This is a genomic window from Bacteroides sp. 3_1_13, assembly GCF_001185845.1.
Lineage (GTDB): Bacteria > Bacteroidota > Bacteroidia > Bacteroidales > Bacteroidaceae > Bacteroides > Bacteroides xylanisolvens.
On sequence record NZ_KQ236956.1, the window covers coordinates 1,992,904 to 2,017,256 of the forward strand.

The 24,353-nt window shown below is 42.2% G+C and carries 22 protein-coding genes and 1 tRNA gene; 11 read left to right on the forward strand and 12 right to left on the reverse strand.

Annotated elements, in window-relative coordinates:
- Positions 1–4: 4 nt before the first annotated feature.
- From HMPREF9009_RS20520 to rlmF, 6 genes are all read right to left on the reverse strand, one after another.
- On the reverse strand, positions 5–1,120 hold the full coding sequence (locus HMPREF9009_RS20520; protein ID WP_049703138.1) for an isochorismate synthase: 1,116 nt from the start codon (positions 1,118–1,120) through the stop codon (positions 5–7).
- Positions 1,117–2,349 (reverse strand): Cof-type HAD-IIB family hydrolase, encoded by a 1,233-nt coding sequence (locus HMPREF9009_RS20525; protein ID WP_008021524.1) that lies wholly within the window; start codon positions 2,347–2,349, stop codon positions 1,117–1,119. Before HMPREF9009_RS20525 ends, HMPREF9009_RS20520 begins: the two co-directional genes overlap by 4 nt.
- An 84-nt stretch (positions 2,350–2,433) precedes the next feature.
- The gene (locus tag HMPREF9009_RS20530; protein ID WP_008021523.1) at positions 2,434–2,796 is read right to left on the reverse strand and encodes a DUF488 domain-containing protein; all 363 of its coding nucleotides are present in this window, start codon (positions 2,794–2,796) and stop codon (positions 2,434–2,436) included.
- 65 nt (positions 2,797–2,861) lie between these two features.
- A complete protein-coding gene (locus HMPREF9009_RS20535) occupies positions 2,862–4,619 on the reverse strand; it encodes a helix-turn-helix domain-containing protein (RefSeq protein ID WP_049703139.1) in 1,758 nt (585 codons plus the stop codon).
- A 154-nt stretch (positions 4,620–4,773) separates the two neighbouring features.
- Positions 4,774–5,541, reverse strand: coding sequence for an N-acetyltransferase (locus HMPREF9009_RS20540; protein ID WP_049703140.1), 768 nt, complete (start codon positions 5,539–5,541; stop codon positions 4,774–4,776).
- A gap of 50 nt (positions 5,542–5,591) precedes the next feature.
- Complete coding sequence (gene rlmF / locus HMPREF9009_RS20545; RefSeq protein WP_049703141.1) at positions 5,592–6,527, reverse strand: 23S rRNA (adenine(1618)-N(6))-methyltransferase RlmF; 936 nt, start codon at positions 6,525–6,527, stop codon at positions 5,592–5,594.
- 345 nt (positions 6,528–6,872) lie between these two features.
- On the opposite strand from rlmF, the gene HMPREF9009_RS20550 reads away from it, so the two are divergent.
- The 8 genes from HMPREF9009_RS20550 (at position 6,873) to HMPREF9009_RS20585 (ending at position 15,417) form a co-directional block, all read left to right on the forward strand.
- Positions 6,873–8,156, forward strand: a complete 1,284-nt coding sequence (locus tag HMPREF9009_RS20550) for a site-specific integrase (RefSeq protein WP_004308773.1) — start codon at positions 6,873–6,875, stop codon at positions 8,154–8,156.
- 63 nt (positions 8,157–8,219) lie between these two features.
- Positions 8,220–9,515, forward strand: a complete 1,296-nt coding sequence (locus HMPREF9009_RS20555; protein WP_004308774.1) for a PDDEXK nuclease domain-containing protein — start codon at positions 8,220–8,222, stop codon at positions 9,513–9,515.
- An 8-nt stretch (positions 9,516–9,523) separates the two neighbouring features.
- Positions 9,524–10,567, forward strand: coding sequence for a hypothetical protein (locus HMPREF9009_RS20560; RefSeq protein ID WP_004308775.1), 1,044 nt, complete (start codon positions 9,524–9,526; stop codon positions 10,565–10,567).
- A 224-nt stretch (positions 10,568–10,791) separates the two neighbouring features.
- Positions 10,792–11,100 (forward strand): DUF3853 family protein, encoded by a 309-nt coding sequence (locus HMPREF9009_RS20565; RefSeq protein WP_004308776.1) that lies wholly within the window; start codon positions 10,792–10,794, stop codon positions 11,098–11,100.
- A gap of 14 nt (positions 11,101–11,114) precedes the next feature.
- Positions 11,115–12,191, forward strand: coding sequence for an AAA family ATPase (locus HMPREF9009_RS20570; protein ID WP_008766855.1), 1,077 nt, complete (start codon positions 11,115–11,117; stop codon positions 12,189–12,191).
- 212 nt (positions 12,192–12,403) lie between these two features.
- A complete protein-coding gene (locus HMPREF9009_RS20575) occupies positions 12,404–13,360 on the forward strand; it encodes a toprim domain-containing protein (RefSeq protein ID WP_025077123.1) in 957 nt (318 codons plus the stop codon).
- Positions 13,361–13,571: 211 nt separating this feature from the next.
- A complete protein-coding gene (locus tag HMPREF9009_RS20580) occupies positions 13,572–14,975 on the forward strand; it encodes a hypothetical protein (RefSeq protein ID WP_004308779.1) in 1,404 nt (467 codons plus the stop codon).
- Positions 14,976–15,063: 88 nt separating this feature from the next.
- Positions 15,064–15,417 (forward strand): nuclear transport factor 2 family protein, encoded by a 354-nt coding sequence (locus HMPREF9009_RS20585; RefSeq protein WP_004308780.1) that lies wholly within the window; start codon positions 15,064–15,066, stop codon positions 15,415–15,417.
- Between the two features lie 445 nt (positions 15,418–15,862).
- Here HMPREF9009_RS20585 and lnu(AN2) read toward each other — a convergent pair whose 3' ends face one another.
- The 3 genes from lnu(AN2) to HMPREF9009_RS20605 all read right to left on the reverse strand — a co-directional run bounded on the left by lnu(AN2) (position 15,863) and on the right by HMPREF9009_RS20605 (position 18,017).
- Positions 15,863–16,375, reverse strand: a complete 513-nt coding sequence (lnu(AN2), locus tag HMPREF9009_RS20595; RefSeq protein WP_009038171.1) for a lincosamide nucleotidyltransferase Lnu(AN2) — start codon at positions 16,373–16,375, stop codon at positions 15,863–15,865.
- 24 nt (positions 16,376–16,399) lie between these two features.
- Positions 16,400–17,605 (reverse strand): macrolide efflux MFS transporter Mef(En2), encoded by a 1,206-nt coding sequence (mef(En2), locus tag HMPREF9009_RS20600; RefSeq protein WP_005786079.1) that lies wholly within the window; start codon positions 17,603–17,605, stop codon positions 16,400–16,402.
- A 327-nt stretch (positions 17,606–17,932) separates the two neighbouring features.
- Positions 17,933–18,017: transfer RNA gene (locus tag HMPREF9009_RS20605), tRNA-Ser, on the reverse strand.
- Positions 18,018–18,150: 133 nt separating this feature from the next.
- Between HMPREF9009_RS20605 and HMPREF9009_RS20610 the strand changes: the two genes are divergently transcribed.
- The 3 genes from HMPREF9009_RS20610 to HMPREF9009_RS20620 all read left to right on the forward strand — a co-directional run bounded on the left by HMPREF9009_RS20610 (position 18,151) and on the right by HMPREF9009_RS20620 (position 23,019).
- Entirely contained in the window at positions 18,151–20,652 is a 2,502-nt protein-coding gene (locus HMPREF9009_RS20610) for an endonuclease MutS2 (RefSeq protein ID WP_008643107.1), read from the forward strand.
- Between the two features lie 86 nt (positions 20,653–20,738).
- Complete coding sequence (corA, locus tag HMPREF9009_RS20615; RefSeq protein ID WP_004315191.1) at positions 20,739–21,791, forward strand: magnesium/cobalt transporter CorA; 1,053 nt, start codon at positions 20,739–20,741, stop codon at positions 21,789–21,791.
- A gap of 19 nt (positions 21,792–21,810) precedes the next feature.
- Entirely contained in the window at positions 21,811–23,019 is a 1,209-nt protein-coding gene (locus HMPREF9009_RS20620) for an L-serine ammonia-lyase (protein ID WP_008643104.1), read from the forward strand.
- A gap of 64 nt (positions 23,020–23,083) precedes the next feature.
- On the opposite strand, the gene HMPREF9009_RS20625 is transcribed toward HMPREF9009_RS20620, so the two are convergent.
- The 3 genes from HMPREF9009_RS20625 to HMPREF9009_RS26270 form a co-directional block, all read right to left on the reverse strand.
- Positions 23,084–23,584 carry a PepSY-like domain-containing protein gene (locus tag HMPREF9009_RS20625; RefSeq protein ID WP_004315193.1) on the reverse strand — a complete coding sequence of 167 codons (501 nt, stop codon included), beginning with the start codon at positions 23,582–23,584 and terminating at the stop codon, positions 23,084–23,086.
- Positions 23,585–23,621: 37 nt separating this feature from the next.
- The gene (locus tag HMPREF9009_RS20630; RefSeq protein ID WP_004315194.1) at positions 23,622–24,068 is read right to left on the reverse strand and encodes a PepSY-like domain-containing protein; all 447 of its coding nucleotides are present in this window, start codon (positions 24,066–24,068) and stop codon (positions 23,622–23,624) included.
- 132 nt (positions 24,069–24,200) lie between these two features.
- Positions 24,201–24,350, reverse strand: coding sequence for a PD-(D/E)XK nuclease domain-containing protein (locus HMPREF9009_RS26270; protein WP_227250251.1), 150 nt, complete (start codon positions 24,348–24,350; stop codon positions 24,201–24,203).
- Positions 24,351–24,353 lie beyond the last annotated feature (3 nt).

The following is a 24,353-nucleotide window of genomic DNA, read 5'->3' on the forward strand; positions in this document are numbered from 1 at the left end:
TAGTTTATGATTTTAAAGGAGGCACTGCAATCAGCCGTTTGATGGTTTGCAACTTCTTCTCCGTTTCCAGCCATTCGTCATTCAATTCCGAAGAGGCCAATAATCCACCGCCGGCATAAAGAGTAAGTTGTTTATCTTCGATATGCATACAGCGTAAGTTTACATAGATGTCTGTTCGCCCTCCCGGATCGAGCCATCCGATAAAGCCGGAGTAATAGCGGCGGTCGTAACCTTCATTCTGCAAAATAAACTGATAGGCTTCTTCTTTCGGCAGGCCGCATACGGCAGGTGTCGGATGCAAAACTTTCAGAAGGTCTCCCAAACCTTTATTATCTTTCAAAGAAAAACGGAAATCAGTTTTTAAATGTGACAAAGCACCAGCATAAGCAGGATATGGCCCGTTTTCCGTAGAATGAATATCCAGTGAAAGAAGCTGCCGACGGATATAAGAAGCAACATAATCTTGTTCTTTCCGGTTCTTTTCATCCCATACTTGTGGCAGTCTGCCATCTTGCAAAGGCTGTGTTCCGGCTAGTGCAACCGTATGCCATTCGTCTTTCTCACCTGATAAAATAATTTCAGGAGTGCTTCCCAGCCAGATGCCCGTCTGCGGAGTATAACATAAGTAAATATACGAATGAATATAACGTTTACAAGCCGCCCGAAAGATGGACAAAGGAGAAAAATCAGCTACTTTATCAACTGTAAGATGACGGGAAAGCACTAGTTTATCAAACGTCCTGTCACGTAACGCATTTATAAAGATATGAAAGCATGCCGCATATTCTTCCGTAGAAGAAGTCAGAAATGATTCTTGTCCTTGCAGGCGCAAGGCTATCTCCCGATCTTCTTCCGTATCATCATCCACGGGTAAAGGCTGCCCCCACTGATCGGGTTGAATCAACACAACCGGACATGACTCACTCACCTGAAACGGAGCAATTACAAATCCTCTCTGTCCATTCAGTTCTTTCAAATCGTATATCAAACGGACCGCTCCTTCCGCCTGCGTCAACAGACGGGGAACTTTCTCTCCGGGAATACGGTAAACAGCAAACGGCTGCTTCCGCTGAATAAATGCATCAATAGTTGTCAAGTTACTTATTTCTTCGTCGGTCATCTCTTTTTCATCACACTGTTGACTACCCGTATGGAAGACACCAGTTTGTTTGTTGAAGTAAACACGTCTACATTCCATACGTGGGAGGAACGTCCCTTATGTACAACTGTTCCTACCGCACGCACTGTATCTCCTTCATGTGCAGAAGATATATGGTTTCCGCTGACCTGCATTCCTACTACAATCTCGTCCGGCTGGCAAAGAATCATCGAACCGAGTCCGGCAACTGTTTCCGCCAACGCAAGAGTAGCTCCCCCATGCAAAATGCCGAAAGGCTGACGGGTACGATGGTCTACCGGCATCGTTGCTTCCACACGGTCTTCGTCGGCGTATGTATATTGAATTCCCAAGTTTCCCATTAATGCGTGGCGTGCCTGCGCATTCAGTTGGTCAAGGGGAATTTCAGCAGCACGCACTTCAGCTATAATAGCCTTCTCCACTGCAACGGCCACTCCGTCTTCCTCATTCGAAGCGGTCACATAGTCGGCACAGGCTTTCACCGAGTCTTGTGAATGTCCCATAGCTACGCCCAGCCCGGCCAATTGAATCATTGTTACGTCACACACACCATCGCCTACAGCAATCACTTCCTCACGCTTCATATCCAGCACCTCCAGCAAAGCGCCCAAAGAGTTGGCTTTGTCGATGGCGCAGGGAACTACTTCCAGAAAATATGGCTCCGAACGGAATACGTCCAACGCTCCGTTCAGTCGTCTCTTCCAGTGATCTTCCAAACCAACCAGTGCTTCTTCGTCATCGCTCACCAGCATACACTTACAAGGAGCAAAATCAACGGCAGCAGAAAATTCTTCTTCTTTAATTATTTGCAGGTTATTCAACCGGGCTTCATTTTGGATATGTTCATTTTCAGGAGAATCCGTTATAATCGTATCATCATGATAAGTGAATAAGGCAAAACCGTTTTTACGGGCTTTCTTTTCCAGATACGGCAACATTTCGGGATTAATCCGACGTTCAAACAGAATTTCCCCGTTTTGTGCATTGATAATCTGACAGCCATTATAGGAAAGGATAAAACCTCCATAGTTTCCAAGTTCAAGCATCTTGGCCAACGGCATCAGGCCATAAGTCGGTCTGCCGGATGCCAGCACAATACGTACTCCCATTTGCTGAACCTTCAACAGGGCAGCCAATGTACGCTTACTAATTTCTTTCGCATCATTGAGGAGTGTTCCGTCTACATCAAGAACCAATAATTTATACTTCATGATTACACGATTTTGATTTAGATTACAAAGGTAGGAAATTGAGTGAACGACAGAAAGCGTAAACAGATAAAAATTACTTTAATTTCACTCTTTCAAACGCATTTCCAGATAATCGCGGAGGATACGGGCATGATTATACACCGGTTCTTTGGAAGCGTAAAGCAATGTTATCACCGGATGCGGCTTGATAAGAGTCAGAAAATCAGCCATTGAGGAAGAAGCGTCAAGTTCTTTCTGATACTGTATGACAAAGTCTTCCCAGTGTCCGGGAATATCTTCGTGAAACCATCTACGCAATGTGGAAGACGGTGTGATGTCTTTTGCCCAATAATCGTACTTAAGCCATTCTTTCTTCATTCCACGTGGCCATAATTTATCTACCAGTACCCGGTAGCCATCTGTTTCTGAAAAATCTTCGTAAACCCGCTTTATCCTTACCTGTATCATTTCTATTTATAGTTAATTATAAATAGATAAACCGGAAAATGCGAAAATTGTTTAGCAGAATCCACTCAATTCTGTAACGAATCCTGTGCTTTTTTAAATTCGTAAGGAGTCATTCCCGTCTTTTTCTTAAAAAGATTGTATAAAATCGGGGTGCTATTAAATCCGGCCTCATCTGCAATGGCACGTATCGTATAGTTAGGATGCTTTTTCATCAGTTCAATGGCATAATTAATGCGCAATTCATTGATATATCCATTGAAATTGGTCCCGGTACATTCTCTTATCATCCTCGCAAAACGTGCGTTATTCAGATGTACGATTTGTGCCAGATCTTCTCTCGACAATTCTGAAGAAAGATATAACTGTTTCTGAATAACGATATCATTCAGTTCCTGAAATATCTTTTTATTCTCTTCTTCTTCCCCACTTTCTTTATCTGTATCGTTAGCAAGTTCTTCCAGTTCTTCGGGTGAAATACGTTCCGGTTCAATCTCCGACACAACAGCCAGTTGTTCGTATACTTCCGATAACTGGTTCCCATCTTTTCTATTAGCAAATTTCTCGTTTATAAGCCTGGCAAGCATCCTGTTCTTATATTCGACTATATGATTGAAATGCCACAAACGCCAAACAATAAACAGAGTCAGTACAACAATACACGCAAGAAAACAGAGGGTAATATTTCTTATTTTTAATTGAAAAGCCTGTTCGGCAATATATTCTTCTTTTTCAGAAGCGCCGTACATTGCATTCAATTCCAATGCAGCATTGTTTCTATCCCGGGTATTGATACTATCTGTTATAGTTAAAATCGTTTCACGTATCTCGGCAGCTTCTTTGTATTTATGCATACCCAAATATGCCTTCACTTCCTGTCGAAGGACAGTCAGATACTGTTCATTCAAAGTATCCTGCTGGGTTCTCATCAATTCCTTGAACCCCCTGCAATTATCAATAACCTTTTCATATTGTCCGGAAAGCGCCAAATAAGGAACCGAGTACATTTTTCCGTCGGGAGTATGAGACTCTTTCTTTGATAAGTATTTCTGATAATATTGCTCCGCCTTCTCATATTTCTTCTCCATGCAATAGATGTAGGCTAATTTGGCATATAAATAACTATATTGACCGTCTATATAATCTTCAGAGATTTGAGGTACTGCCTTAAGCCGTTCAATTTGCTTTTCACGCTCAAACCCCACTTTCAATGCCTCATCAATTCGAGAATCATTCATTAAAAAGCTCATTTCTGCTCCATAGTAATAAGAGAGCAGCATCATTTCCCGCTTCTCCTTTGAGCCCCGCAAAAGCTCAATAGTCCGGTTAAAATAATCGTATGCTTTATCTTTAAAAGATAATCTCCAATTATTCTCTCCCATACAGAAAAATAACCTGGCTTTGGCTTCCCTGTTCCCTAACTCTTGCGCCTGCCTGATTCCATCTAATGCATAACGCATACTTTCATTATATTTGCTCATCATTGCCGAAAATTCAGCCAAATGTACTGTCATTTTCAGCATGTGTTTCGGATCTTTTTGATATAGGGAATCAAGCAAATAAGCTTTCCTTGCATACATAAATGCTAGTTTATTCATATACATATTACTATATGATAAACTACGCAATTCATTTACAACCCGCAAAGGAATCGTTTTCCTGTTCTCCGCTTCGTCCAGTAATTGCAGAGCACGCCTAGGTTCGGGAATATAAATATTCCTGATATATTTCTCCGTATACAGAGAATCATCAGTTAAAGTTTTATCAGCCCTCGAAAATTGATTGTGTACAAATAAAAGCACCAAAATACATACAAAAAAACGCATAAGATCTTACCGTGTTTTAATCATTCAGCATCCAAAGATATGTATTTTCCACAAAAAGTGCAAGGTGCATCTTAATTTTGCAAAATTAAAATAAGAAACATTAGCTATCTTCTTATCCCAATCCTAGTTTCTGATAAATCTTCATCTCACAGAATCACAAGCCTAAAGCCTTCCCCAACCGGGCTTCAATACACGCGCTCAAATCGGTTGTAACAAACTTCCCATTATAAAAAAGAGTAAAGATAGTGGCTGGTGTAGGCGCATTTTGTGCTTGTTCCATGGTTTCTAATTCTATTATTTTTAATGGAAGATCCTTACTCTTGGCTGCATTGACCAAAGAACCGCGAACATGGAATTCTGTAAACGGACAGCGATGAGTATAATACACTACTATTCCATCCCGGTCGGGACACTCACCTGTCAATACACTGTCGTTGAATGAAGGATCGGGAGCAGCCGGATTTATTTTCAAAGCCAACAAACTGAATCCGTAAGGAAGTTTTTCTATAGTTTGGAAACCTTGTCGCAGCAGCCATTTTGTATCACTCATAAAATGAAATTTAGAAGTGCCCACTACGGTAACTAAACCATCTTTTCCCTGCAATTTCGCATCATCAATAGCAGACTGCAGCAAAGCCCTGCCATGCCCGCATCCTTTATATTTACCCGATACCCAGAAACAATTTATCATCAGATAATTAGGAGCACTGACAGGAACCCACGCCTTTTCAGCAGGACCATATTCGATGAACACTTTTGCCCGTTCGTCAATACGTCTGAAAACATAACCATTATCAAACTCTTTTTTCAGCCATGCTTTTTTTAATTCATAACTATCTTTGCATTTCTTGTCCGAAAAAGCACAGCATATATGTTCGTCCGCAATATTCTCCTTCGTCAAAGTGATGTAATTTGTTTCCATAATATTTTATTTAATAGGTTTAAAAATAACAGATCAATAAGCACTCATTATTATGAGTTATTAGAAAATCGCCAGGCTAATATTCTGCTGCTTTTAGTTCCCTGCTGCATTCTGATAATCTTATATTCCGATACATTCACAGACTTCAATTTAGCACATAGCTTTTCGAGATTCTTTTCTTTTGAAACCAAGCTGGTGAACCATCCACAGTTCTTCTGATATTTCTGACTCTCGGAGATCATATTCAGTATAAAACGGATTTCTCCACCCTCACACCAAAGTTCATTCGCACTCCCGCCAAAATTTAATTGTACTTTTTTCACCTTCGTCCCTTTCAGGCTACTCAATTTGCGCAAAGTTCCGTCTTCCGCTTCTTCCTTCGAGCTATGAAACGGAGGGTTACAGATCGTAACATCAAAGTATTCGTCAGGCATGATAATTCCATCAAAAATCTTTCGACTATCTTTCTGAAGTCGCAAGTCAATCTTATGTGCCAATACCGGGTTGCAAGTCACTATCTTCCGTGCATTTTCTATCGAGACCGGATCAATATCACTGCCCACAAATGTCCATCCATACTCTGTGTGCCCTATAATCGGATAAATACAATTTGCACCTACCCCAACATCCAGACATCTGCGTTTCGTTTTCTGTTCGTTCGCATCCTCATCCTCTACCCGCAAATCTTTCGCTACCCTATCCGGCTGAATAAGATCGGCAATATAATGAATATAATCCGCTCTTCCGGGAATGGGTGGACACAAGTATTGTTTCGGTATATCCCAATAACGAATGCCATAATAACTGATTAATAATGCTTTATTTAAAGCTTTTACAGCTTGCGGATTAAAAAAGTTTATAGTTTGTACACCCAGAGGATTAAGTGATACGAATCTCTTAAGTGGAGGATAATTTTCTATCAACAACGGAAAATCATATTGACCATTGTGCTTATTTCTTATATGTAACTCACCTTTTTGCGCCATGTCGGCAAAGATACAGAGAAATTTCCTGTCTGCAAATTTTCCCTGTTAATACACTAAATTGGGATCAAATCACAAAAAAATATCATAAAATAAAAAAGCATCCCATAAGGTCATTTTCTGATACCTTAATTAGGATGCTTATTCTATAATGCATTGATATTCAATGCTTAAAAGCGGAGAGACAGGCTCTCGAACTTATACTTTCACAGAATATCATAAAACTGCAAACGACTGATAATCAAGTGCAAATTACAATATAGAGTAAAAGTAAATGTTTCTAAATGTCTTTTGCTATCTCAATAATTGGGTGTATATTTGGGTGTAGAATTTCAAACGCACCCAATTATGAATATCAAGCGCAACATCATTTTTGCATTGGAGAGCCGGAAAAAGAACGGTGTGCCAATCGTAGAGAACGTACCCATCCGTATGCGTGTCATCTTTGCCAGCCAACGCATCGAGTTTACAACGGGCTACCGGATTGACGTAGCCAAATGGGATGCAGATAAGCAGCGGGTAAAGAACGGATGTACCAACAAGCTAAAGCAAAGTGCAGCCGAAATCAATACGGACTTGCTGAAATACTATGCCGAAATCCAGAATATTTTCAAGGAATTTGAGGTGCAGGAGGTCATGCCAACGACCCAACAGTTGAAGGAAGCTTTCAACATGAGAATGAAAGACACCAGCGAAGAACAGCCGGAAGAAGCCCCTGTCAGCTTTTGGGAGGTGTTCGATGAGTTTGTAAAAGAGTGCGGTAACCAGAATAACTGGACGGCATCCACCTATGAAAAATTTGCAGCAGTGAGGAACCACCTCAAAGAGTTCAAGGAGGATGCAACGTTCAACTATTTCAACGAGTTTGGATTGAACGAATACGTCAACTTCCTGCGTGACACCAAGGATATGAGAAACAGCACCATCGGCAAGCAAATGGGATTCCTCAAATGGTTCCTGCGCTGGAGCTTCAAGAAAGGACATCATCAGAACATTGCATACGATACGTTCAAACCGAAACTGAAAACCACCTCGAAAAAAGTAATCTTCCTGACTTGGGATGAACTGAACAAGCTGAAAGACTACCAGATACCCAAGGATAAGCAATACCTGGAACGTGTGCGTGATGTTTTCCTGTTCTGCTGCTTTACGAGTTTGCGGTATTCGGATGTTCGCAATCTGAAAAGAAGCGATGTGAAGTCCGACCACATCGAAATAACCACAGTCAAGACTGCCGACAGCCTGACGATTGAACTGAACAAATACAGCAAAGCCATACTGGACAAATACAAGGACATCCATTTCGAGAATTACATGGCTCTGCCCGTCATCAGCAACCAGAAGATGAACGATTACCTGAAAGAGCTGGGCGAACTGGCAGAAATCAACGAGCCTGTACGGGAAACCTACTACAAGGGAAATGAACGTATTGATGAAGTCACACCCAAATACGCTTTGCTCAGTACCCATGCAGGAAGAAGGACATTCATCTGCAATGCGCTGGCTCTCGGAATCCCGGCACAGGTGGTCATGAAATGGACGGGACACAGCGACTACAAAGCTATGAAACCCTACATTGACATAGCGGATGATATTAAGGCAAATGCCATGAACAAGTTTAATCAACTATAAAAGTATCAAACAGTTTCATAGATAGTTACCAATGACTATATTTGTAGAAATTATCATCACAATATGAGCAACAAGGAATCCAACATAGAGAAAACGAATTTTGATGCATTCATACAAGCGGTCGGTTCGGAAATAGAACAGGCACAAGTAAGGCTGATTGTTGCAGCCAATGCACAAATGCTGTTCCATTACTGGAAGATAGGCAATTACATCCTTTATCACCAGCAGCTGCACGGATGGGGAAGCAAAATCATCAAGCAGTTGGCAAAGGCTATCCGACTGCATTACCCTGAAAAGAAAGGCTATTCGGAACGTAACCTTACCTATATGTGCCAGTTTGCAAAAGCATATCCTTTAAGAGCGTTGCAAAGTTTCATAGAAACAGATGCAAGCCTGTCTGTCCCAACCATACAGAGTGTGACCAATGAAGTATTAAAACTGAATGACAAGCAATTTACGCAGGAACTTACTGCGCAAATACAATCGATTGATTGTCAATCATTAGCAATTACGCAGGAAGTTCCTGCGCAATTTGAAGATGTGGGAAAAACCGTGTCTGCCATTTACAGGATGGGAATCAGGGAAATAGAAGAAGTTTTCTTGACCTCTCCTATAGCCAAAATAAACTGGACAAGCCAAATGACTATACTTGACAGTTCGCTACCTTTAGGTCTAAGCTACTGGTACATGAAGCAGTCTGTGGAAATGGGATGGAGCAGCAATGTATTGAAAATGCAAATTGACAGTGATTTGTATAGCCGACAAATCAGCAACAACAAGGTAAACAATTTCACGACCACACTTCCGGCTCCACAAAGCGACCTTGCCAATTACCTACTCAAAGACCCGTACATCTTTGATTTGGCAGGAGCCAAAGAAAAAGCAGACGAAAGGGATATTGAAGAACAGCTGGTGAAACACGTTACCCGCTACCTGTTGGAAATGGGCAACGGTTTTGCCTTCGTTGCCCGGCAGAAGCACTTCCAAGTCGGAAACAGCGATTTCTTTGCCGACCTGATTCTATATTCCATTCCGTTGCACGCATATATCGTGGTAGAATTAAAGGCTACCCCATTCAAACCGGAGTATGCAGGACAACTGAACTTCTACATCAATGTGGTGGATGATAAACTGAGGGGAGAGAATGACAACAAGACTATCGGGTTGTTGCTATGCAAGGGAAAAGACGAAGTTGTGGCACAATACGCATTGACAGGCTATGACCAGCCCATCGGCATCAGCGATTACCAATTGAGCAAAGCGATTCCCGAGAAACTGAAATCAGCGTTGCCCAGCGTGGAAGAAGTGGAAGAAGAACTGGCCTCTTTCCTTGACAAAGACAATAACACTCAAAAATAGTTGCGTCCATGAAAGATGTAATTACAACGCTGATTCCCCGATACGGAGAATTGAACAGAATATATAAAGACTGGTTTGATAATAAAGGTTTCTCTTTTGAAAAGCAGAAATTCATTACCAAGTTCTATCTGGACTACAATGATGTAACGGTTCTTGAAACAGCCATTCTTGAACTGGTGTTTCATCTTCCACAGGAGCAATACACACTGATTCTGAATAGCCTGAAAAAGGAAGTATGCGAAAACATAAGTTATTACAAGAAAGGATGTATGCCGGATGAACAGACCGTTTACAATATCTGCTTCCGAGTTTCAGAAATCTATAAAGAAGCCATAGAAGAACAGCAATACAAGACGACCAAGCTCCATGCTCCGCTAAACGAAGCATACCACCGATACGATTCCATAGGTTATCGGGAACACACTGCAGAGGATGAAAAGCGTGCGGAAATGGAATATGAACGGTGCAAAGATGAATACGAGGAGAAAAAAAACAAGCTGACCGAACTCTACGATCTGCAAAAACAGACCAGAGAGAAAGCCCTGCAATATGCAAAAAGCCGTTTCAATGAAATCTATCGGCTGGGCTGCCACCTCAAAGAGACATTGGCGAAATATGTATTTGATGAAACAAACGAGCCGGAAGAGCCAGCCGAACAAGAACCAAATGCCCCCAACATACAGGAAGAAGTGCTGGGAACGAAACAGACTGAGTATTTCAATATGGAACTGCTTTCGCTCATTCATGTAACCTGCGTGGGAGAACAGTTCGAGAATATTTCCGAACATGATTTCTATACCTGCATGAACCTGCTACCAAGCGACACCAAACCCCAAATCAGACCGAGAGAAAAAATACGTACCTGCTATCTGATATTCCTGATGAGCGAAAAACTGCCCAAACAGGACAGGGAGAATTGGAAGAGGAATATCCTGAAAATATTGGATATTGAGGAAAGCTACTACAAGTCAAAGTACAAAGAGCCTGTTTCCGATTTCCCCAGTGACAGCAACCGGAAATTTGCCAAAGAAATGGATGGTATATTCCGATAATCTGTGATATGCCCTGACATTTTACGAAACAACCACTTTTACCACTCAAATTAAATTTTTGAGTGGTATTTTTATTATCTGATATTCAGATAAATAACAAGATATTCCATTTATATCAACCACATCCTTACCACTTACAACCCTACCTAATTTTGCATCGTTCGAGAACAGAGATAACAGCCAGTGCGCAGGGCTGATTGTTAAACGACTAAATAGATTGAATGATGAAAAATCTTCAAGAATTATTATCAAAACCCGTCTGGCAGATGACAGGTGAAGAGTTCATATTCCTAAGTAAGCACGCTTCCCGTCAAACGGAAACGCAGCCACAGCCCATTACAGACACAGAAAGAAAATATGTGTACGGAATACTGGGCATAGCCAAACTGTTCGGGTGCAGCCTACCCACCGCCAACCGTATCAAGAAAAGCGGAAAGATTGACAAGGCAATCACTCAGATAGGACGTAAGATTATCGTGGATGTTGAGCTTGCCCTTGAACTGGCTGGAAAGAAAACAGGAGGACGGAAATAACGGGAGGCATGGCTATGGACTATATGAAAGAGACTAAGGAAATATCGGCTGAAGAAGCCATAATCCTTTGGCAAGCCTCACGTTTGAGCCTGTCGAAAAGTTATGAGAAAGCACCTGAAATCCTTAAAGTACATGATTCTGTCATTGGGACATTGGGTAATTTCAGCGCATCCATCGGCAAAGCCAAAAGTAAAAAAACGTTCAATGTATCGGCTATCGTAGCCGCTGCATTGAAGAACGGCACAGTGCTGCGGTATGTGGCTGAACTGCCTGAAGATAAGCGGAAAGTGCTTTATGTTGATACAGAGCAAAGCCCTTACCATTGTCTGAAAGTCATGACGCGCATTTTGCGAATGGCTGGTTTGCCAGATGATAGGGACAATGAGAATCTTGAATTTCTTGCCTTAAGAAAATACACGCCTGAGCAGCGTATCAGGATTGTGGAACAGGCTATTTACAATACACCCGAAATCGGTCTTGTAATTATAGACGGCATACGGGATATGGTGTATGACATCAACAGCCCCAGTGAATCAACACGCATCATATCCAAGCTGATGCAGTGGACGGACGACAGGCAGATACATATCCATACGATACTGCATCAGAACAAAGGGGATGAGAACGCAAGAGGGCACATTGGTACGGAGTTGAACAACAAGGCGGAAACCGTATTGCAGGTAGAAAAGGACAAGGGCAACGGTGACATCAGCCATGTTTCAGCCATTCACATCCGGGCAATGGACTTTGAGCCTTTCGCATTCCGTATCAACGACAAAGCCCTTCCCGAACTCATTGAGGGATACAAACCTGAAACAAAGAAGCCGGGAAGACCCGAAGAAGAGAAGTTCGACCCTTACAGGCATATCACCGAGCAGCAGCACCGTATCGCATTGGAAGCCGTTTTCGGGCTGAAAGAGGAATACGGCTACAAGGAACTGGAAGATGCCTTAATCAAGACCTATATGTCAGTGGGTGTAAAGCTGAACCATAAAAAGGCGGTATCGCTCATCACCATGCTCCGCAACAAACGGATGATAGTGCAGGAGACAGGCAGAAAATACACATTCATGCCTGACTTCCACTATTAGCCCATTTCCCTGCAATCACTTCACTTTATTCTCGGGGTGTATATATTAGGAATATAGTGAAGTGCTTGGGGAATGGGACTAAATCACTTCACTTTATTACCGTATCCTATATATACGAGAATTTAGTGAAGTGATTATAGACCGTACTTCCTAAAAAGGTACGGGCAAAAAGAAAAATAAACCAATTCACCAACTACTAAAACAATCATTTTATGGATATACAGACAGCCAAGCAAATCAGAATAGCGGATTATCTGCATAGTTTAGGATATTCTCCCGTCAAGCAACAAGGTGTCAATCTGTGGTATAAATCACCGTTAAGGGAAGAAGCCGAAGCCTCGTTCAAGGTAAATACCGAACGTGAACAATGGTATGACTTCGGTTTGGGTAAAGGTGGTGGTATCATAGAACTGGCTGCACACCTGTACGCTACCGACCATGTACCTTACATCTTGAAACGGATAGCAGAGCAGACACCGCACGTGCGCCCGGTATCTTTCTCTTTTGGAAAGCAAAACTCTTCCGAGCCGAGCTTCCAACAGTTGGAGATTGTTCCGCTGTCATCTACTGCCCTGCTTGCCTACTTACAAGGTAGAGGAATTAACATAAAACTGGCGAAAAGAGAATGTAGTGAAGCACGTTTCACTCACAACGGCAAGCGGTACTTTGCCATCGCCTTTCCCAATGGTTCGTGTGGATATGAAATCCGCAACCGCTATTTCAAGGGCTGCATCGCCCCAAAGGAAATCTCCCACATCAGGCAGTCGGGAAAAGCGAGGAATACCTGTTATGTGTTCGAGGGATTTATGGACTACCTCTCCTTTTTGACATTGAGACAAGAGAGCTGCCCAAATTATCCGGAATTGGACGGGCAGGACTACATTGTATTGAACTCCGTATCGAATGTAAACAAGGCTCTCTATCCGTTGGGCAATTACGAACGCATCCACTGCTTTTTCGACAACGACCATGCAGGACTGGAAGCACTCCGGCAAATCCGCATGGAATACGGCAGAGAGCGGTACCTCCGGGACGCTTCGCAGATTTACAGAGGATGCAAGGACTTGAACGAATACTTACAGAAACAGATTGAAAGAAAAAGGCAGCTCCAGTCCGCCAAAGGGGTGCGCAGCCAATCACCGGAAAAGAAGAACGGCTTCCAGTTATAGCCCACTATAACTACACGCTTCGCTTTCGTAGTTGTGGGCTCTCCCGAGGGGATTAGGGCTTTGCCCTAATGACCCACTCAGGGCGTTTCACCCCTGAGAACCCCGAGCAAAGAGTGACCCTCTCTTTGCAATCTCCGCTTATGGGTTACCCCTAAGAACCCCTCTGCGAAAGCGAGCAAAGTAAATCAATTGTAAACAAAGGAAAGAAGCTATGGCAACAAAATCAAGCATACATATCAAGCCTTGCAACATCGCATCGAGCGAGGCACACAACCGAAGGACTGCCGAGTATATGCGTAATATCGGGGAGTCCAGAATCTATGTCGTTCCCGAACTTTCCACCGATAACGAACAGTGGATAAATCCCGACTTCGGCACTCCCGAACTGCGAACTCATTATGACAATATCAAGCAAATGGTCAAGGAAAAGACCGGACGTGCCATGCAGGAAAAGGAAAGGGAACGCAAGGGAAAGAATGGAAAGATTATCAAGGTGGCGGGATGCTCACCCATCCGTGAAGGAGTATTGCTTATCAGACCGGACACCACACTGGCTGATGTACGCAAATTCGGTGAAGAGTGCCAAAGACGCTGGGGCATCACTCCGCTACAGATTTTCCTGCATAAAGACGAAGGGCATTGGCTGAACGGTCAGCCGGAAGCAGAAGACAAGGAGAGCTTCCAAGTCGGTAACAGATGGTTCAAACCAAATTATCATGCTCATGTCGTATTCGACTGGATGAACCATGAAACTGGAAAGAGCCGAAAGCTCAATGACGAGGATATGGCAACCATGCAGACCCTTGCTTCCGATATTCTCCTGATGGAACGTGGACAGGCAAAAGCTGTCACAGGTAAAGAGCATCTGGAACGAAATGATTTCATCATTGAGAAGCAGAAAGCCGAACTGCAACGTATAGAGGAAACCAAGCGACACAAGGAACAACAAGTAAGCCTTGCCGAACAGGAACTCAAACAGGTAAAAGCAGAGATACGCACGGACAAACTAAAGAAAACAGCCACCAATGCTGCTACCGCCATAGCAAGCGGTGTAGGTTCTCTTTTCGGAAGCGGTAAGCTGAAAGAACTGGAACATCACATCGAGCAGCTACATCAGGAAATTACCAAACGGGACAAAGCTACTGATGAATTAAAAATTCAGATACAACAAATACAGGAACAGCATAGCAGACAAATTCGTAATCTTCAAAGAATACATAATCAAGAACTTGAAGCCAAAGACAAGGAAATATCACGATTGAGCACCTTGCTTGAAAAAGCCCACAAATGGTTTCCCATGTTCAAAGAGATGTTGAGAATGGAAAAATTATGCGCTGTTATCGGGTTTACCAAAGACATGATAGAAAACCTCTTGACAAAGAAAGAATCCATACAATGTAGTGGCAAAATTTATTCCGAAGAACACAGGTGGAAATTTGACATCAAGAATGATATTTTTAGGGTTGAGAAACATCCGATGGATAGTGGTAAGCTTATGCTGACCATAAACCGACAACCCATAGTACAATGGTTTAAGGAACAATGGGAAAAGTTACAGCAGAATCTACGTAACTCGGTGCAGAGAGAGCAAAAATCCAGAGGATTTAGAATATAGAATAGCCTATTATTAATAAAATCAAGTATCTATGCATCCAAACAGATTGTTTTTATTACAGAATCAAAATCCTAAGAATTTATAAAAAATGAAGCCTAAAGAAGTTTTGGAAAAATGGATAGATTGCTTTAACAAAGCAGATGCTTATCATATAGCAGAGCTGTATGCTACTAATGCAGTAAATCATCAAGTCGCAAACGAACCAATAATTGGTAAAGAATCAATCTACAAAATGTTTGTGAATGAATTTGCCACTGCTAAAATGGTTTGTATGGTGGAAAATATTTTTGAAGATGGCGAATGGGCTATCATGGAATGGAAAGACTCTCTTGGACTTCGTGGATGCGGATTTTTTCATGTAAAAGATAACAAAATCGTCTTTCAAAGAGGGTATTGGGATAAACTTTCATTCTTGAAGCAACACAATCTTCCAATTGAATAAGTACTATCAGAATACGGACTGGGAAATTGAAATACCCAGTCCGAGTTATATAATGAATTTTACTTGTTAAACTATTTAAAGTCAGTTGGATAACAAACCATACCTTTCACATTCTCAGTAGCTCCAGGTATTAATTCAGCCACCATGCAATATTCATGAGAGACTTCGAAAGGAAATTCAATTCCTAAATCGATAGCCTTGCGATAGCCAAATCGAGGATAATACTCTTTATGCCCCAATACGACTGCTGTGCCGTAACCCAAAAGTGCTGCCCTCTGATGGGCTTACTGAATCAACATCCCCCCCAATTCCCTTACGCTGGAATTCCGGCAAGACTGCCAATGGAGCTACACTCAGGGATGTGACAGACTGGGTGTCACTGTCTATCTTTACTTCTGTAAGTAAGATATACCAGACAATTTGTTTTTCTGTCATTTTCTTGTTCTTATCTAATTGTTAGGCTCATTGTTGTTATACATTGTTTAATTATAGATAAATCGTGAATATCCTTCTCTCTTAAATCGTAGCCCGAATGGAATACTTGTTGCCCTTTTGCAGAAATGCAAGGGATGCTTCTGCCTTCAAAGACTGCTGTTCCAAAATAGTCCGGTTGAAATTCATACCAGCCTCCATCCAAGTCGGCTTGTTTGGAAGTGCCGTCCGCATTCAAGACAAAAGGATGGATATCAATATAGCCTAATTCTTTGCTATACAGTTCCATACGGGTGGGCAACCAATTTGTTTCAATTTGATATCCTCTCTCCTGCAAAAGATCAAGGAGTTGGTCTGTATAATTGGCATCAAAATCAATGTCAATATCTCTATGCAAGCGGGTTTGCTGTCCGTACAAGACATCCACTCCCCAGCCTCCATCCAACCAAAACTGCATGTCCAGGCTTTCCAACAAGTCCAAAACTTGAAATAACTCTGTAATCGTAGTGTGTTCTTTCTTTGTCATATAATAATTCTTTAATAAATAATACTATGCGTAATTATCCAACTGCTTGATTGAAGAAATAAAATTTGCACCCACTCCAATCAGAAAGATAACCCATCCGCTGATCATAAAGACGGATGTGATACCCCATGCTTCCACCCAATATCCTGAAGCTACGATACCCAGCATTGATGGAAAGGTACTCAAACTAAAGATGAGAGAAAAAGTCCGTCCAAGCATGTCCGAAGCCAAGTTCTGCTGAATAATAGCGATGAAAAGCGCATGGTAAATGGAATAGGCTATGCCTCCTGTAAATGTTAGGCAAACAAAACCTATAAATGCGCTTGATGGTAAATAACTGGCGCTAATCAGATACAATCCCAATATCACATAAGCCGTATGCATCACTAATGTTTGCTTGCTTTTCAAAGCCTTACAGGCAAGTACTAAACCGCCCAACAATGCCCCTGAGCCCCAACCCATTTCCACAACTCCCATTTGCAAAATGTTTCCGTTGAAATGCAGAAGCGTCATAAAAGGAAATAACGTAAAAACAGGCATAAGGACAAAAGTCACCAGCGTAAAGCATACGAATAAAGGCAAAATGCCCATTGTACGCCGCAAGGTATGCCAACATTCCGTCAGTTCTTTTTTGAAATCTGGAAGAACTTTCGTTTTTTGAAGAGAAGGAATCTGGACACAAAGTAAGGTCAGACAAGCAGCAACAGCTCCGATCACATCTATGAGCAGAATATACTGTATGGGAAGCCAAACAACGAGGCTTGCCCCTACAACGGGAGCTATCACCTCACTGAAGGATTGAATGGAATGGTACAAACCTGATACCCTGACAAGATGGTGCTTGGGAACCAGTAGAGGGATGCTTGCCTGTAAAGCAGGTGCATGAAACGTACTGCCTATTGAACGACAAGCAGTCAATAGATAAAAAAAAGAAAGGTCTTTATAACCCTTGGTTATCACAATAAAAAGACATAGGGTACAGAACGCGATGAACAAGTCCGAATAAAACATCGTTTTCTTTCGATTCCATCTGTCAACATAGACCCCGGCAAACAAGCCTAATACAAATTGTGGTAAAAATCCAGCTAAAATAGCCAGAGATAAAGCTGTCGGGGATTTAAATTCGTTGCTAATCCAAAAAATAATGGAGAAGCCAACAATCGTACTTGTTAAAATAGATATGAGTTGGCCTATTCCTATCACGGCCAAAGTTGATTTCCAATGATTCATTGTGCTAATATTTCATGCGTTTATAGATAAGTACTTTCGTACATTAAGCAAAACGAAATTCTATCCACACAAAAAACTTGTATTATAATCCACTCCTGACGTTGGAATACAATAACAAATACTTTCAGGACGATGTAAAGTCCTGAAAAATCAAAGTGAATGGATAGATAAATATTAGTCTTTTCTCATCGGATTCTTTTAATATCGCTACTCTTTTATTATGTAGTGGTTGTATTATCTTAAATAAAACAAAAACACCCGACTTTACATTCTTGGGTGTAAAACTGGGTGTTTGTTTTACAATTTGCTGATTTTCAGCGTTTGTTGCGGAGAGACAGGGATTCGAACCCCGGGTACCTCGCAGTACAACGGTTTTCAAGACCGCCGCAATCGACCACTCTGCCACCTCTCCAAAACTCCTTTATCAGAAGTGCTTTCCGTTGAAAGCGGTGCAAAGGTACGAATCATTTTTAAATCTGCAAACATTCTGATAATTTTTTCGCGAATTAATCGTATTTTTGCAGTCCATTAGTAAGAACAAAGATATGATATACCCTCAAAATTTTGAGCAAAAGATAGGATTCGACCAGATCAGACAGTTACTAAAAGATAAGTGTCTTAGCACTTTAGGCGAAGAAAGAGTTACAGACATGACCTTTTCCGAGCAACATGAAGAAGTAGAGGAGAAATTAAACCAGGTAACAGAGTTTGTCCGTATCATCCAGGAAAAAGACGGATTTCCCGATCAATTTTTCTTTGATGTCCGCCCTTCACTAAAGCGAGTGCGGATAGAAGGAATGTATCTGGACGAGCAAGAACTATTCGACCTGCGCCGTTCGTTAGAAACCATCCGCGACATTGTACGTTTTCTCCATCGGAATGAAGATGAAGAAGAGAACGACACCCCCTACCCCAGTCTGAAACGACTGGCAGGAGATATAGCCGTTTTCCCTCAACTGATAGGAAAAATAGACGGCATCCTTAACAAATATGGAAAAATCAAGGATAATGCTTCCACCGAATTAGCCCGTATACGTCGCGAACTTGCCAGTACGATGGGAAATATTTCCCGCTCGTTAAACAGCATTCTGCGCAGCGCACAATCCGAAGGATACGTAGATAAAGACGTAGCTCCCACCATGCGTGACGGACGTTTGGTGATCCCCGTCGCACCCGGACTCAAACGAAAAATCAAAGGTATTGTACACGATGAATCCGCTAGCGGGAAAACAGTGTTTATAGAACCGGCGGAAGTCGTAGAAGCCAACAACCGTATTCGCGAACTCGAAGGCGACGAACGACGCGAAATTATTCGCATCCTTACCGAGTTTTCAAACATTCTCCGTCCGTCTATCCCGGAAATCCTTCAATCATACGAATTTCTGGCAGAAATAGATTTTATCCGCGCGAAAAGCTATTTCGCCATACAGACCAATAGTCTGAAAACCGCTGTAGAGAATGAGCAACTACTGGACTGGACAATGGCTGTGCATCCTTTATTACAACTTTCACTTGCCAAACACGGAAAGAAAGTCGTACCACTGGATATAGAACTGAATCAAAAACAACGCATTCTTATTATATCCGGTCCGAATGCCGGAGGTAAGTCCGTCTGCCTCAAAACAGTCGGTTTACTGCAATATATGTTGCAATGCGGTATGCTCATTCCCTTGCACGAACGCAGTCACGCCGGTATATTCAGCAGCATCTTTATCGATATTGGTGATGAACAATCTATTGAAGACGATTTGAGTACCTACTCTTCTCACCTGACCAATATGAAAATCATGATGAAGAGTTGCAACGAGCGGAGCCTCATCCTGATTGACGAATTCGGTGGAGGTACGGAACCGCAAATTGGAGGTGCTATTGCCGAAGCCGTTCTGAAACGTTTCAACCAGAAAGGAACATTCGGAGTCATCACCACCCACTACCAGAATCTGAAACATTTTGCCGAAGATCATGAAGGAGTAGTGAACGGAGCCATGCTTTACGACCGCCATCTCATGCAAGCACTTTTCCAGCTACAAATCGGAAATCCCGGAAGTTCGTTTGCCGTAGAAATCGCACGAAAAATCGGATTGCCGGAAGATGTCATTGCAGATGCTTCGGAAATCGTAGGAAGTGAATATATCAATGCCGACAAATACCTTCAGGACATCGTGCGCGACAAGCGTTACTGGGAAGGAAAACGTCAAACTATCCGTCAACGGGAAAAACACATGGAAGAAACCATTGCCCGCTACCAAACGGAAATGGAAGAGTTGCAGAAATCACGGAAAGAGATCATCCGGCAAGCAAAAGAAGAAGCGGAACGGATGCTTCAGGAATCCAATGCACGCATTGAAAACACAATACGCACAATCAAGGAAGCACAAGCTGAAAAGGAAAAGACACGCCAGGCACGTCAGGAACTGACAGACTTCCGTACTTCTTTAGATGCGCTGGCTTCTAAAGAGCATGAAGAGAAGATTGCACAGAAAATGAAGAAATTAAAGGAGAAACAAGAACGGAAGAAAAATAAGAAAAACGAACCGAAAGCCGCAGTCTCTTCCCCGTCAAGTGCTCCTAAAGTAGTGCCGATTGCAGTAGGTGAAAATGTAAAAATCAAAGGACAGACAAGTGTCGGCCAAGTGATGGAAATCAATGGTAAAAATGCGACCGTTGCTTTTGGAAGCATAAAAACGACCGTAAAAATAGACCGTCTGGAACGTAGTAATAATGCACCCAAGATGGAAGGAATCGCCAAAAGCACCTTTGTCAGTAGCCAGACGCATGACCAAATGTACGAAAAGAAGCTTAGCTTCAAACAAGACATTGACGTACGTGGAATGCGTGGAGACGAAGCTCTGCAAGCAGTCACCTATTTTATCGATGACGCCATATTAGTCGGCATGGACCGTGTACGCATCCTTCACGGCACAGGAACGGGAATACTTCGTACATTAATCCGCCAGTATCTGGCCACCGTACCGGGAGTGAGCCACTATGCCGACGAACATGTGCAGTTTGGCGGTGCCGGAATCACAGTAGTCGATTTTGACTAACCTGTAAACAAAACATCCAAAGAACTTGTTCTCATTTAGAAAACCACTACCTTTGTTACAGTGGTTTTCTAAAACGAGAATAAAGCATGAAGAATAATCTGTTAAGCGAAAAGCTTATTTACACAGGAGACAGTCTTACTCCTACCCACTTACATCTTTGTACTTACAATGCTACCGAGATGCAGGAAAGCGCCAACGACACCTTTCAAGCCATCAAGGGAACACTGAACAGCGATCGGATCAATTGGCTACAAATACACGGAATGAAAGATACGGAGACTATCCGTGAAATTTGCAGTCATTTTGAAATAGACTTCCTAGTCCTGCAAGATATACTGAATGCGGATCATCCTACCAAGATAGAAGAGCATGACAAATACATCGTCCTGATCTTAAAAATATTCTACCCCAACGAACATAAAGAAGAAGACGAACTGGACGAGTTGCTCCAACAGCAAGTTTGTCTTATTCTAGGTAATAACTACGTACTTACTTTCCTCGAAAAAGAAACCGACTTCTTCGATGATGTCAGTTCCGCTCTGCGCAATGATGTCCTGAAGATACGCAGCCGCCAGACTGATTATCTACTTAGCGTGCTGCTCAACAGCATCATGGGAAACTATATTTCAACAATCTCTTCCATTGATGACGCACTCGAAGATTTGGAAGAAGAACTGCTCACCATCACCAGCGGTGATGACATCGGAATTCAGATTCAGGCATTACGACGCCAATATATGCTGATGAAAAAATCCATCCTTCCACTAAAAGAACAATATATCAAGTTACTACGGGCAGAAAACCTGCTCATTCACAAAGTGAACCGTGCCTTTTTCAATGATGTAAACGACCACTTGCAATTTGTATTACAGACCATTGAGATCTGCCGGGAAACTCTTTCCTCATTAGTCGATCTGTACATCTCCAACAATGATTTACGTATGAACGACATCATGAAGAGGTTAACCATCGTATCCACCATCTTTATCCCTTTGACATTTCTGGTCGGAGTATGGGGAATGAATTACAAATGGATGCCCGAGCTCGAATGGCAATACGGGTATTTATTTGCCTGGATTGTAATGGCAATTATCGGTATTATTGTATATTTGTACTTCAGAAAAAAGAAATGGTATTAACAAAAACACATCATCAGTCATGAAATCGATAAAAGAGCTATATAGAATAGGCACAGGACCTTCCAGTAGCCACACTATGGGACCGCGTAAAGCTGCCGAAATGTTTCTGGAACGTCATCCGGATGCTGCATCTTTTAAAGTAACCCTTTACGGCAGTTTAGCTGCTACAGGCAAAGGACACATGACGGATGTAGCCATTATAGACACTTTGCAACCCACTGCCCCGGTAGAAATTGTGTGGCAGCCCAAAGTCTTTCTACCGTTCCATCCGAACGGAATGACATTTGCAGCTCTGGATAACAACGATAAAGTGCAGGAGAATTGGACTGTTTATAGCATCGGTGGTGGTGCACTGGCAGAAAACAATGACAATCCAACCATCGAAAGCCCCGATGTATATGGTATGGAAAACATGACTGAAATACTCCAATGGTGTGAAGATACCGGAAAAAGTTATTGGGAATACGTAAAGGAATGTGAGGAAGAAGATATATGGGACTACCTGACTGAAGTATGGGCTACCATGAAAGATGCCATTCACCGTGGACTCGAAGCAGAGGGCGTACTACCCGGACCACTAAATCTCCGGCGGAAAGCCTCCACTTATTACATACGTGCTACCGGATACAAACAATCCCTGCAATCCAGAGGGCTCGTCTTCTCTTATGCTTTGGCAGTAAGTGAAGAAAATGCTTCCGGCGGTAAAATAGTAACCGCTCCGACTTGTGGTTCTTGCGGAGTTATGCCTGCCGTACTTTATCATCTTCAAAAAAGCCGTGACTTTAGCGATATGCGCATTTTACGTGCGTTAGCCACTGCCGGCCTATTTGGCAACATCGTCAAATTCAACGCATCCATTTCCGGAGCAGAAGTAGGTTGTCAGGGAGAAGTAGGTGTTGCCTGCGCAATGGCTTCGGCTGCCGCCAATCAATTGTTCGGGGGCAGCCCTGCACAAATTGAGTATGCAGCAGAAATGGGCTTGGAACACCATTTGGGAATGACTTGCGACCCGGTATGCGGATTGGTACAAATTCCCTGCATCGAACGAAATGCATACGCCGCCGCACGTGCGCTGGATGCTAATCTTTATTCAGCTTTTACCGATGGCATGCACCGTGTCTCTTTCGACAAAGTAGTGCAAGTGATGAAACAGACCGGACATGACCTACCGTCACTCTATAAAGAAACAAGTGAAGGAGGATTGGCCAAGGATTACAAACAAATGTAATTATAAAAAGCAACGGACCACTCCTTTTATAGAAATGGTCCGTTGTCATTTTTATGATTAAAAGTTATTCAGTTGGCGGCCAATTCGTATCGTCTCCGTTACTGATATCTTTTTCATGTATCAATCCACCATCCTGCGTGAAATAAAGCGAGTAGCGCTGGCTACCTTGTTTCACCTGAATCACAGATTCCATCGGATTCTGTGGAAATGTCAACACATATACATCTGTCACTACCCACGCGTTATATTTAGAATCTATAAAAGCCGTATAAACAGCCGGCACCAACTGATCAATACTGTTCAGTTCATTTTCTGTCATCACCCAGTTGGCATTAGCATCAAACCAGACTTCCAATTCATCATTGCTCACCCAACAGTCAGCTACATAATAAGCACCTTTCATCTCCCATTCTATATTCTGGGCAGCCGGATATACCTGTTTCAAGGCCTCCGTAATATTACTGGGCGGAACAAAAGTATCATCATCGTCATTATCACATGCGCCGAAAGAAAGGGCAGTCATAAGCAACACTACTGCCCATGCGCTAAACTTAAATCTCCACATAGTTATCTTCTTGTTTAGGTCTATTTACTGCAACTTGTTAATCATCAGCCTTGATAAATTTTCCTTTCTTATCAAATTTGAAAGAAAGCCCGGTAGACAATTCAATCTCATACCCTTTGCGGTCACGTTCCACTTTCGTCACTCCTTCATTCACAAAATTATGTGCTTTCAGGTAGTTGACAGCGAATCCCGGAACAATACTAACAGGAACAGTCTGCCCTTTCTTAGCACTTACCTCTTCCCAGTTTCCCTTACTGTCAAAATCAATTTCCGTACCATCCATCAATAACACTTCATACTTGGTAGACTCCATCATATCCTTATCAATTTTGATATGGGCAACCTGTGGTTTTGTAAAATTACTATTGATAAAATTACGTGCCGGAAGCGGCAACTGATTCATGTCTTTAGTTATCACATCTTTTGCGAATGAAAACTGCACGGCTACCAGAGCCAGTACAAGTAGAGATAGAAATTTCTTCATAATCGTTATTCTTTTAGCGTTAATACTATACTTTATTCTATGCTACAAATAACGATACAGATTCCGGAAAGATTTAGGAATATTATGAGTTTGCTCTTTTTTTGTATTCTTTAACCATCCTAAAAAACAGAATCATCCTTCCATCTTCCATTCCCCAATTGTGCATCGTTCACTATCAAAACTGACAGCTATCTTTATAATCGGGAGTCCACACAAAGCAAAACGCTCAGGATAATTTTTCAAATTAATCTGTTCCATCGCCCGATCCGCTCCTTTATCCAACTT